This is a genomic window from Virgibacillus dokdonensis, assembly GCF_900166595.1.
Classification (GTDB): domain Bacteria; phylum Bacillota; class Bacilli; order Bacillales; family Amphibacillaceae; genus Virgibacillus; species Virgibacillus dokdonensis.
The window spans coordinates 2,697,521-2,709,458 of the sequence record NZ_LT745763.1; the positions used below are offsets into that span (position 1 = coordinate 2,697,521).

Annotated in this window: 13 protein-coding genes and 1 riboswitch; of the genes, 6 read left to right on the forward strand and 7 right to left on the reverse strand. The window is 35.4% G+C overall.

Going from position 1 to position 11,938, the window contains the following annotated elements; translation table 11 throughout:
* Positions 1-18: 18 nt before the first annotated feature.
* The 5 genes from B2C77_RS14265 (at position 19) to B2C77_RS14285 (ending at position 2,919) form a co-directional block, all read left to right on the forward strand.
* The gene (locus B2C77_RS14265) at positions 19-774 is read left to right on the forward strand and encodes a metal ABC transporter ATP-binding protein (RefSeq protein ID WP_141130733.1); all 756 of its coding nucleotides are present in this window, start codon (positions 19-21) and stop codon (positions 772-774) included.
* Positions 775-789: 15 nt separating this feature from the next.
* Entirely contained in the window at positions 790-1,626 is an 837-nt protein-coding gene (locus B2C77_RS14270; protein ID WP_077705087.1) for a metal ABC transporter permease, read from the forward strand.
* A gap of 158 nt (positions 1,627-1,784) precedes the next feature.
* Positions 1,785-2,204 carry a Fur family transcriptional regulator gene (locus B2C77_RS14275; RefSeq protein ID WP_077705090.1) on the forward strand — a complete coding sequence of 140 codons (420 nt, stop codon included), beginning with the start codon at positions 1,785-1,787 and terminating at the stop codon, positions 2,202-2,204.
* Positions 2,183-2,581 carry a fluoride efflux transporter FluC gene (locus B2C77_RS14280; RefSeq protein ID WP_077705093.1) on the forward strand — a complete coding sequence of 133 codons (399 nt, stop codon included), beginning with the start codon at positions 2,183-2,185 and terminating at the stop codon, positions 2,579-2,581. The genes B2C77_RS14275 and B2C77_RS14280 overlap by 22 nt, the downstream gene beginning before the upstream one ends.
* Positions 2,578-2,919 carry a fluoride efflux transporter FluC gene (locus B2C77_RS14285; RefSeq protein ID WP_077705096.1) on the forward strand — a complete coding sequence of 114 codons (342 nt, stop codon included), beginning with the start codon at positions 2,578-2,580 and terminating at the stop codon, positions 2,917-2,919. The genes B2C77_RS14280 and B2C77_RS14285 overlap by 4 nt, the downstream gene beginning before the upstream one ends.
* A gap of 217 nt (positions 2,920-3,136) precedes the next feature.
* Here B2C77_RS14285 and B2C77_RS14290 read toward each other — a convergent pair whose 3' ends face one another.
* From B2C77_RS14290 to aceA, 7 genes are all read right to left on the reverse strand, one after another.
* The gene (locus tag B2C77_RS14290) at positions 3,137-3,919 is read right to left on the reverse strand and encodes a VLRF1 family aeRF1-type release factor (protein WP_077705099.1); all 783 of its coding nucleotides are present in this window, start codon (positions 3,917-3,919) and stop codon (positions 3,137-3,139) included.
* A 189-nt stretch (positions 3,920-4,108) separates the two neighbouring features.
* Positions 4,109-4,423, reverse strand: a complete 315-nt coding sequence (locus B2C77_RS14295; protein ID WP_077705102.1) for a DMT family transporter — start codon at positions 4,421-4,423, stop codon at positions 4,109-4,111.
* On the reverse strand, positions 4,423-4,761 hold the full coding sequence (locus B2C77_RS14300; RefSeq protein WP_077705105.1) for a DMT family transporter: 339 nt from the start codon (positions 4,759-4,761) through the stop codon (positions 4,423-4,425). Before B2C77_RS14300 ends, B2C77_RS14295 begins: the two co-directional genes overlap by 1 nt.
* A gap of 292 nt (positions 4,762-5,053) precedes the next feature.
* Positions 5,054-5,162: riboswitch (guanidine-I (ykkC/yxkD leader) on the reverse strand.
* A gap of 226 nt (positions 5,163-5,388) precedes the next feature.
* The gene (locus tag B2C77_RS14305; protein WP_077705107.1) at positions 5,389-5,550 is read right to left on the reverse strand and encodes an HlyC/CorC family transporter associated domain-containing protein; all 162 of its coding nucleotides are present in this window, start codon (positions 5,548-5,550) and stop codon (positions 5,389-5,391) included.
* A 155-nt stretch (positions 5,551-5,705) separates the two neighbouring features.
* On the reverse strand, positions 5,706-7,214 hold the full coding sequence (locus tag B2C77_RS14310; protein ID WP_077705110.1) for a BCCT family transporter: 1,509 nt from the start codon (positions 7,212-7,214) through the stop codon (positions 5,706-5,708).
* A 331-nt stretch (positions 7,215-7,545) separates the two neighbouring features.
* Complete coding sequence (locus tag B2C77_RS14315) at positions 7,546-8,799, reverse strand: C40 family peptidase (RefSeq protein ID WP_237342760.1); 1,254 nt, start codon at positions 8,797-8,799, stop codon at positions 7,546-7,548.
* A gap of 271 nt (positions 8,800-9,070) precedes the next feature.
* Positions 9,071-10,348, reverse strand: a complete 1,278-nt coding sequence (gene aceA / locus B2C77_RS14320) for an isocitrate lyase (RefSeq protein WP_077705117.1) — start codon at positions 10,346-10,348, stop codon at positions 9,071-9,073.
* A gap of 533 nt (positions 10,349-10,881) precedes the next feature.
* Between aceA and B2C77_RS14325 the strand changes: the two genes are divergently transcribed.
* Entirely contained in the window at positions 10,882-11,916 is a 1,035-nt protein-coding gene (locus tag B2C77_RS14325) for an aromatic acid exporter family protein (RefSeq protein WP_077705120.1), read from the forward strand.
* The last annotated feature ends 22 nt before the right edge of the window (positions 11,917-11,938 follow it).

Consider the following 11,938-nt stretch of genomic DNA (forward strand, 5'->3'; position numbering starts at 1 on the left):
TAGATAGGAGGCTTAAAAGTGAGTGAAGCCATTATCTCCATGAAAAACATCAGTTTTTCTTATGAAAATAAGCAAATATTAGATCATATCAATTTTTCCGTATCTAAAGGCTCATTTATGGGCTTGGTTGGGCCAAACGGAGGTGGAAAGACCACACTTATTAAATTAATTCTCGGTTTACAAAAAGCGGATGCTGGAAGTATTCAATTATTTGGCCAACCGATTGAAAAATTTAACACCTGGCATAAGATTGGTTTTGTTTCGCAAAAGGCAAATGCGTTTAATAAAGGTTTTCCAGCAACCGTATACGAAGTAGTGTCAATGGGTCTAACAGCCAAAGTTGGCTATTTAAAATTCTTTCAAAAAAAACATAAAGAAAAAATTAAGGAAGCAATTAATCAAGTTGGAATGAAGGCATATACACATGAAAATATCGGTAACTTATCTGGTGGACAACAACAACGCATCTTTATTGCTAGATCTTTAGTCAATGATCCTGAACTACTCATCTTAGATGAACCGACTGTAGGGGTGGATAATGAGAATGTACAGCGATTTTACGATTTACTTGATAACCTAAACCGCAATAAAGGCATTACGATGCTTATGATAACGCATGACACTGGAACAATCGCTGAACAAGCAACTGAAATTGCATGTTTAAATAAAACATTGCATTTCCACGGGAAACCAGAAGCTTATAAAAGAATATCGAACGAAGAGTGGTCTCATATTTATGGACATAATATCCATTTAATTACACACGACCATTGATTTGGAGGAAGACATATGCTAGCAGATTTTTTGGAATATGATTTTTTAAGAAATACGTTATTTACTGGAATAATAATTGGTCTTATCGCACCTTTACTAGGAACATTTATTGTGGTCAGAAGATTGTCTTTGCTAGCTGATGCGCTATCCCATGTCACTTTAGCTGGAATCGCATTCGGTTTATTATTAGAAAAAAAATTCGCACTCATGATCAGTCCACTGTATACCGGAATAGCTTTTTCTGTGTTCGGTTCAATATTAATTGAAAAGTTGCGTGGCGTTTATAAGGCATTTCAAGAGCTGGCTATTCCAATCATATTATCTGGTGGTGTAGGGCTTAGCGTTATATTTATTTCTATAGCAGATGGATTTAATACAGATTTATTTAGCTATTTGTTTGGCTCTGTATCTGCAGTAAGTAAAAGCGATTTTTATTCTATAGCTGGTATAGCAGGGTTTATTATTATTATCATCGTCCTGTTTTTCAAAGAATTATTTACACTTTCTTTTGATGAGGAGCATGCAACTATTTCTGGATTACACACGAAAGCAATCCATTTATTATTTATCGTTTTAACTGCCTTAGTTATTGCAATCTCGATGAGAATCGTCGGAGTGTTACTTGTTTCAGCTCTTATGACACTACCTGTTGCAGCCAGCATGCGTTTTGCTAAAGGATTCAAGCAAATGGTGTATTTATCTATTGTATTTGGTGAAATAGCTGTTATTATAGGGTTAATAACAGGATATTATTTAAGTATTCCACCAGGTGGAACGATTGTATTAGTATCTATTTCGCTGTTAATATTATCCATTATTATAAGCAAGCAGCGTTCAAAAGCAACATCCTAAGAATTGTAACGATATCTAAACAAGCAATACTTCTTTTTTGCTCTCTATTAAGAAACGTCTTATTACATGATTACTTCAGGCGTCTTATTAATAAAACATATAAGTAAAAACACACCGTGTGGAGCATATGAAGCACAATACAAAGTGAGGGAAGCTGTATGAATAGACAAGAGGCTGTCACACTTTTACGTAAAAAAGGCTATAAAATGACGGGGAAACGAGAAGACATCTTATCTTTTTTTGAAAAAGCAGATGGTTACCGTACCGCTAAAGATTTAATTACACATTTAGAAGAAAATTATCCTGGTATCAGTTTTGATACTATTTACCGTAATTTACATCTCTACCACGATCTAGGAATTTTGGAAACAACCGAATTAGGTGGTGAAAAGCATTTTCGAATGAATTGTGCACATCATCATCATCATCATTTTATATGTAAAGATTGTGGTAAAACAAAAGAAATTGATATTTGTCCTATGGAAGAAGTCGAACAACTATTAGCTGCGTATTCGATTGAAGGACATAAATTTGAAATCTACGGAAGGTGTCCTGGATGCATGTTAGCAAAAACATAAAATTAGTCACAGCAATTGGATTAGGCGGAGCAGTTGGAGCAATGGGAAGGTATAGTCTAACATTTATATTCTCAACAGATGGCTTCCCATTTGCTACGTTATCCGCCAACTTGCTTGGCTGTTTTTTATTAAGCTATTTATTACATCACAAACAAATCAAAAAACACTTGCCACCAACGTTGTTCACAGCATTAACGACTGGATTAATTGGCTCATTTACTACTTTTTCCACTTTTACCGTTGAAACGATTGAGCTTTGGAATAGCCATTTTTTCTTAGCGATTACCTATGTTTTACTTAGCATTGCCGGCGGCTTGTTATTCTGCTATATTGGTTATCTATTTTCCATACATACTAGAAAGAAGGCAAGAATATGAGCTTTTTTTATGTTGCTTTAGGAGGCTTTTGTGGAAGTTTTGTCCGCTACCAACTGTCAATTGCCGCAAATAAGCGATTAATTGGAACTTGGCTTGCCAACATCACGGGATCTATCCTTTTAGCTTCTCTTATACTAATATACACAAAAGAAATCCTTCCACATACTTGGTGGCTCATTCTTGGAGTCGGTTTTTGTGGAGCCTATACAACATTTTCCACATTTGGAAATGAAACAATTCAATTACTATTACAACGACAATGGAATAAGGCTATCGGCTATATTAGCTTATCGTTCATCGTTTCTATTCTACCGGCAACATTAATTTTATCGTTATAATTCCATCGTCTAGAAAGACTTATTATGTATATGTCAAGTCTTTTTAGACATAGTTATAACCTCTATATTTTCATGTGATTTTTACTATTTTTTTAACATGCAAGTGAAGTGTATATCGTTGACACTACGAAAACGCTATTGTTTTACTTTATCTCCCCCGAATAACCGATTTTGTTGATACCGTTATTCGGGGATGTATTTCACAACTCCCTTTGGATTATACGAAAACTTCCTCGATTATTCTCTCTGATTCATGATCCAGCATATTTTTATTGATCACTTCATCAGATTGCTTGTTCATTTGATCTTGAAATGCTTGCGCCTGTCCTGGTTCACCTATTACCACTATTTTTTCCCAGCCCCTGTCTTTGGCGAACTTATCCATTTTAGGAGCTAAAGATTTATACCAACGATGTTTATTCGCTTCAAAGCGAGCGCTTAAATTGTCCTTTTGAATCGTAGGATTCCCTGGTCCCATCGCCGTTTTTTCACGCCAGTCATCTACATTAACATCTAATTCAAAATGCTTCTCCATTTCCATTTCATTTAAATAGGATTCGATAACTCTCACTTCGCTTTGCTGCACCAACACGATCCCGGTTTTTGGGTATTCTTCTTTCAATTTCTGTAATTGTTCTAATTGTGGCGTTTCCTGCCAGAAAAATTCTGTTTCTAAACGCATTTGAACTCGTATTGCAAACCACACTTCTTCATCTGCTGTTGCAAACACAATAACACCTTTGCGAAATTGTTGTTCATTGCCTCTAATGAAATTTTCCACGTTTTGTTTTACATGTTGAAAATTACGAAGTTCTTCTTTATCATCAGATTCTTCTAAATAATGTTCGAAATTACGTATTCCGTTTTTGAAATGAATTTTCCATTCCCCACCTTGTTGTTCAGGGTCAGAAGGGTCTGTATTTAAATACATGGTAAATACTTTATCAGGACCTCCTCTTTCTACTGACTCTAATTGTTTTAGTTCTTTGTTTAAATCCATCTCTATCTTCACTCCTTCGTTGCTATCTGCTTCTTAGTAATGTATTACCGATTGAAGTAGATCATAAACATATGGGTGAAAATACTTCTTTTAAAAATAGTTAAACTATCGCTATTTCCTCACTTGGAGGCCTTGTTTTTCTTACAAGCTAGGCCTCAAATTCTTATGTTACCCCCTAGTAGAATGAAACTATGAAATGAGTTTCAAACCAACTGCTGCACTTAAAATCATGCCAATAAAAAGTAACCTCTTCCAATCGCTAGATTCTTTAAAAAATAACATACCAACAATGGCACTGCCTACTGTTCCCATCCCTGTCCAAACAGCATAAGCCGTACTCATTGCAATTGTTTCCATTGCAATACCAAGCAGTATGAAACTTAGTCCAAAACCTCCAAATAACCATAAAATGGACATGACACTTATCCGTTGATTCACTTTATTAATTCCCGTAACACCGAGAATTTCACTAAACCCTGCTAATACAAGTATAAGCCAATCCATTATGACACCTCTTTCCTATCTTTTTGTGGTGTGACTAATTTTAAGCCAATAACTCCTGATACTAACAATAGAATGAGCGCCATTTTCAAAAGTCGAATTGGCTCTCCAAAAATCACTATGTCTGCTACTACTGTCCCTGCCGTCCCTATACCGGTGAATACCGCATAACTGGTACCAACCGGCAAGCGACGAGAAGCCATAATAAGCAAGTGCATACTAATATAAATAGCTATTAGCGTTAACCCCCAATCAACCATACTGTTTGAGTGTTTTAGACCAATTACCCAGCAAATTTCAAATAAGCTAGCAATAAATACAGTATTCCAATCTTTATTCATGCTCATCACCTTTTTTAATCTATTTTTAACGTACTTTTGTAAGTAGTCTCCCTCAGAAATAAAGGGAGCCGCCAAGCGGTAAAGGGGGATGCATTTAACCTAAGAACTTTTGTAAACGTGGTAAACTATAGAATTTGTTGTTTGACAAGTGCTTATTTAAGGTCGAATGGATGACTTATCGCTACGCCATATTGCATGAGTCATCATTTTCCTTATGCTATAAGCCTTATACTTTTCTATAATAGAAAAAAAGCAAACAAAAAAACCCAGAAAGATATCCTATATTTAGATATCCTCCCGGGCTTTTATCCCTCCGTGTACACGTCGTGGAAAACGCGCATTTTCTCTTGGTCCAGACCAGATAATAACTTATAATCTGCGGAACCCTAGAAAATTAGGTGAAAAATTTAGTCATTATCGCTTATTATAACGATATCCAAACAGGTCTGTCAAATATACTTTTTGTCTGCTAGGTGCAAACATTTAAACTAGCTACTGCCTTATTTTAAATAACACTATTTGATTTTTTTCATAAGCCTATTATGAGATAGGTTTACTAAATTTTTCACCCATGACCTTGAGTTATTTTTTAGCAATCTTTACTTCTTTAATTGGATAACCATCCATTTACTCAACTATGAATTCATATCCACTATAATCTATAGCCGTTCCAGTAGAAACATCAAGGTTTTTCATGAATATCCAACCACCAATTGTATCTATTTCTTCATCCGAAAGTTCAATATCAAGCAAACCATTTACTTCTTTTAAAAAAATTCTCGAAACTATTCTAGCATTAGCTTAATACCCGCTATACGTCTATAACTATTAAAATTATTTAGTTGAAGAATCATATATAATCTGCATTTAATTATTGTAACCGTAACAGCCTGTTGAAAAAGAACATCCACTATGTAAACTATGTAGTGCACACTTTTTACTTTCTAATACTCTTTATCTTGTTTTACTTTTTTATAATCACTTGACAACATCCGTGTAAATGAGATGATCATGAGCAACAATATGACCGTAAATGGGAGCGCCGATATTAACGAAACGGTTTGCAAAGCTTCTAAACCTCCTGCTAATAAAAGTACAATAGCAATAGCAGTTATCAAAAGCCCCCAGACAATTTTTGTCACTAATGCTGGGTTTAAGCTTCCTTTTGAAGTCATTACACCAAGGATATATGTTGCAGAGTCTGCTGAAGTCACAAGGAATGTAAATATTAGAAATATAGATAGGATAGAAAGTATATTTGTCATCGGCAAATGCTGATACGTTTCAAACAGGGCTACTGCAATATCTACATTCACAGCTTGAGCTATAGAAGTTCCATTCATTAAATCATTATATACAGCTGTCCCTCCAAAAGTCGCAATCCAGATACAAGCAATTGCTGGTGAAACGACCAATACTCCTAAAACATATTGACGAATACTTCTTCCTCTAGATACGCGCGCTACAAATGCTCCAACAAATGGAGACCAAGCAATAGCCCAAGCCCAATAGAAAATAGTCCATTCCCTTACCCAAGTATCTCCTGTATAAGGGGTTAAACGAAGACTATAATGAATGTAACTTGATAAGTAATCACCTAATCCTAAAACGAGTGTATTCAAAATAAAAACAGTGGGGCCTGCTAAAAATACAAACACTAATAACAGTAGACAAAGCCCTAAATTAATATTGCTCAACCATTTTATTCCTCTATCTAATCCTGTGCTTGATGATATTAAGTAGGTTACAAGCATGACTCCAGCAATACCCATTTGTACCCATATGGAAGTCGGTACATCGAAAACAGACTTTAAGCCACCATTCATCTGAAGTATTCCTAATCCCAAAGACGTAGCTACTCCCATCACAGTCGCTACTACCGCTAGAGTATCCACTGTATTTGCAATCGATTTATTTTCACCTATGATTGGTTGAATGGAAGTTGAAATTAATCCTCGTTGCTTTTTTCTAAACTGTAAATAGGATATAACAAGTCCTACAATCGCAAATACAGACCATTGGCTAATTCCCCAATGAAAAAAGGCGTAACCCATAGCAACTCTCGCTGCCTCCTCTGTCATAGCTTCTACTTCAGGAAATGGGGTGTTAAAAAAATGACTCATTGGTTCTGCTACGCCCCAAAAAACAAGACCTGCTCCGAAACCAGCTGAAAAAAGCATGCCAACCCAGGTAAAAAAAGAGTATTCTGGTTTGGAATGCACTGCTCCTAATTTTATCTTCCCATACTTACTCACAGATAAAATAATTAAAAATGCAACAAAGATAAACACAGCCAAGAGGTAAAACCAACCAAAATTAATAGTTGTAAAATTAAACATTTTTTCCGCTACAGCGCCAAAACGATTTGGCATAATCGCGCCAACAATAACAAGTAATAGCACAACAAACGCTGACACATAAAAAACTGGGTTGTTAAAAGTATTTTTTTTCATAACAATTCCTTTCTACTTGATTTACAGGTTTTATTTCTAGAATAAGGGGGGAGTAACACGCGAACAAAATAAATAAGAGGGATACGTTAATGTATACCCAAATAAAAAAACAATAAACCTAATTTTCTAATATTTATGTGTAAGCTAAGATCTTCTCTTCCTATTCTATTAAATCTTGTAAAGCCAGACATAAGAAATAAAAAAACTACAGACTTCGTCAAACCTTTATACCGAAATCTATAGTTTTTTTATGCTATGAACGCTAAATGATTATACTTTCCAAAAAATAAAGAAAGCCGTCCTCATTTGAGAACGACTTTCTCTTATACTATTAAAGAACGCGGCGTACATGTCCTTTAAATGCATTGCTCCAGTATGAATTAGACATGCTCTCTATGGAAACTCCTGGTGTACTTTGCGCACCAATGAAATTACCTCCACCCATGTAAATAGCGACATGTCCATTTTTCTTATAAGTATCAAAGAAAACTAGATCTCCAGGTTGAATTTCACTGTATGAGATTTTTTGACCTACATTTACTAATGCGCTTGTGCTTGATGGAATAGAGTAGCCACCTTGTGCAAATGCCCAAGATACAAATCCAGAACAATCAAAGCCGCTTGGTCCCTTTCCTCCCCAAACATAAGGCACACCTAAATGTTGACGTCCAGAATTAACAATTGTACTTACACTGCCACTTCCAGCTGACACTTTTGGTGCAGAAGAAGAGCTTTTACTTTTTGTTTCGCTTTTACTACCTAGCGTTTGCAATTCTCCGCCATTAGAAGTATTACTACGAGTTGCAGCTTCAGATTGACGTTCAACTTGCATGCTTTGTCTTACTTCTGCTTGAAGATCAGCAAGATTGTTATCTTTGATTTCTAAGTCTTCTTTTAAACCTTCAAGATCAGCTTTTTTATCTTTTAGTTTTGCTTCTTTTTTCTCGTTTTCTTCTTTTTGTTGTTTAATAGTTTCCTGTATACCTTTTAATTCAACTTGTAATGCTTCCATCTCCTCTAAACTATTAACAACTTTATCTTTCTTCTCATTCACTTCTTTTTTATCTTTCTCTTGTTCTTCTATTAAATTAGCATCTGAATTTGTAATTTTATTAACAGCTGATACACGGTTAATAAATTCACCAAAGTCCTTAGAACCAAAAATAACTTCTAAGTAGTTAACGTCACCACCACTTTTTTGATAAGAAACAGCACGTTCTTTTAACTTATTAAAGCGTTTCTCGATTGCATCTTCCAGTGTTGCTATCTCTTTTTCAAGCTTGTCCACTTCTTGTTCTTTTTTAGCAATATCGGCTTGCACTTTTTCGATTTGCGCTTTATTTTCTTTCATTGCATCATCGAATTGCGTGATTTGTTGATTCAACTCTTCTAATTCAACTAGCACATCAGCAATTTTCGCTTCTGCTTTTGAAAGATCGGCTTTAATTGCTTCTCGATCACTTTGAATTTCTGTTTGCTTATCTTTTAAGTTCCCTAGTGTCTCCGCTTGCACCTGTGTATGAAAAAATGCACTGCTAAATCCAACGACTGTCACAGTCGCAACTGTTACAATTGACTTCTTCAAGATACTCCCCCGCTTTTTACATAGAATTTTTTATATGTATCTATCTTTTTGCTGTAGCTAATAATAGATTTTAAATTATGTATAACTATCTTAGTAGGCAACTCGTATTATAACAGCTAAAAGTTGCAAGCGTGTTATAGTAATATTACAATTATATTTCAAATACGACATAATGTTTTACTTTTCATGAAAAGAAGCGTTTATTCGCTAACGAACAACGCTTCTCCGGGGATATTTCGAAATATAAATGAAGTTCATAGATTATATTTACTTATAAAGAAAATTGTTCTTCTTCTGTTGAACCTTTTAATGCAGCCGTTGAGGACGTACCTCCAGAAACCACCTGTGCGACTTCATCAAAATACCCAGTTCCTACTTCTCGTTGATGTCTTGTAGCAGTATATCCATATTTTTCGCTATCAAATTCATTTTGTTGTAACTCCGAATATGCCTTCATACCTTCTGTTTTATATTTTCTTGCCAATTCAAACATACTATAATTAAGAGCGTGAAATCCTGCTAACGTAACAAACTGGAATTTATATCCAAGTTCTGCTATTCTATTCTGGAACTGAGCAATTTCTTCATCTGTCAACTTTTTCTTCCAATTAAATGATGGTGAACAATTATAAGCTAACATTTTGTTTGGATATTTTTCGTGTATCGCCTCGGCAAATTGTTTAGCTTCTTCGTAATTTGGTTCTGAAGTTTCACACCAGATTAAATCAGCATAAGGCGCATACGCAAGTCCCCTTGCGATCGCTTGATGAATACCAGATTTCGTCTTATAAAAGCCTTCTGTTGTTCTCTCTCCAGTAATAAATCGAGCATCATAAGGATCTACATCACTCGTAATCAAATCGGCCGCATTTGCATCGGTTCTAGCAACAATAATAGTAGGTGTTCCCATTACATCCGCAGCCAATCGAGCAGCAATCAAATTTCGTACCGCTGTTTGTGTAGGTAGCAATACTTTACCGCCTAAATGGCCACATTTTTTCTCTGAAGCTAGTTGATCCTCAAAATGTACACCTGAAGCACCTGCCTCAATCATTGATTTCATAAGTTCGAATACATTTAATTGACCACCAAAACCAGCTTCTGCATCAGCGACAATTGGCGCAAACCAATCGATATCCTCTTTCCCCTCTGAATAATGAATTTGATCCGCTCGTTGCAATGCTTGATTTATCCGCTTTACTACATTTGGTACACTATTCACAGGGTACAAGCTTTGGTCTGGATACATTTGCCCTGCTAAGTTCGCATCTGCAGCTACTTGCCAACCACTAAGATAAATTGCTTTTAATCCAGCTTTAACTTGTTGAACAGCTTGATTTCCTGTTAAAGCTCCAAGTGCATGAATGTAATCTTCCGTTTGTAATAATTCCCATAATTTCTCCGATCCTTTTTCTGCCAATGTGTATGCTATATCCACGGAACCCCTTAAACGAATAACTTTTTCCGCACTATAAGGCCTTTCTACACCTATCCACCGTTCATCATTTTCCCAAGCTTTCTGTAATTTTTCTACACGTTCAGTTACCATTGTAAATTTCCCCCTTTATTAGTACTTAAAAACTCCCTTTGTTATAATACAAATATTATTGTTATATAACATAAACACCAAAAAAATTAATCCTGTTTCTTAGAAAGACAATGATCACATTCCTGAATGATACTTTTTCCATCTACAGCTTTCCCACATTCTGGACACATTGTAAATTCTTTTTGCACTTTCACCCCTCCTTTTATATAACAGTTATATTTTAAATACTTTTGTTATAACACAGTTTATGGGATTTACTTGAAAAATGCAACCCTTTTTTTCAATTTGGTTGAAATATTTTTAAAGTTCATGGAAAATAGATGAGGATACCAAGTTTTGTCTTATATATAAAGTGCTTTTACATCCACTTTAAAAGTGTTCTTGTAAGGAAAAAGTGAAGGAGAAATAAAGTTGTACAATTTTGATTTCATAGCTTAGAACCCGAACCCTTTCCTTTGTACCTTTAACCCTTATAGTACTAAATAATCCGATAAGACAAGCTTTTATGTAATACATCTAGGAGATGAACTATAGTGAAACCTTCCCATTTTATTGGCAGCAGAGTTGTAAAAACTGGTGTCGCAGTTTTTCTTACCGCTTGGATTTGCGAGCTGTTTCATGCCCCAGCTGTGTTTGCTGTAATAACAGCTATCGTAACGATCGAGCCAACTGTAGCTGATTCCATACGTAAAGGGTTTATACGCTTTCCTGCCTCAGCAATTGGCGCTGCTTACTCCGTATTTTTTATATATTTATTTGGAAATTCGCCAATAACCTATGCGCTTGCAGCAACATTGACAATTGTCACTTGTTTTCGCCTAAAACTGCACGCAGGACTATTAGTTGCTACGCTTACAGCAGTAGCAATGATCGAAGTCATTCATAGCAATTATTTTATATCCTTTCTTATTCGCCTAGGAACAACTACAATCGGCTTAGTTGTTTCTACTGCCGTCAATATGTTTGTTCTACCACCTGATTATACATCACATATCACGGAAAATATGATGACCATTCGAAAACGTTTAGCGACTAGAATTAAAAAAGTATTCTATGCAGTAACAGCTGAACAGCCAATAACAGCGGTCCATTCATTACATTCATCAGATGATGTATATAAAAAAATTCGCCAAACGGAAACACTTATCCAATTCCAAAAAGAAGAAGCCAAATATCATCCACTAACAAGTAGCGAAAAGAAATTTTTCAAGCAAATAGAAAAACAGCTAGCAAGCTTAAAACTAATTCATTACCATATTGATAATGTTCTTACCACGAAGTTGAGAAATGACCTTTGGATGGACCATGAAAAAAAGATTATTAGAGAGGTTGTTGATGAATTGGTGGACACTTTCCACCATAAAACCAAGTTAAATCAAACGGATATTTGCAATTTAAGAGAACTTTATTGGCGAGAAAATGGAGTTGCCAGTCGAAAGCCAGATGCAAATATTGCAAATCTTCCACCTGAATTAATTATTACGTATGAGTTACTTACCATTTGTCAGCTAACGAATCGTTTCTTAGAGTATGGGAATAATGTTGACGTGGTAAATTCATCTGATTAACAACGGCTATATGCGGTTAAGA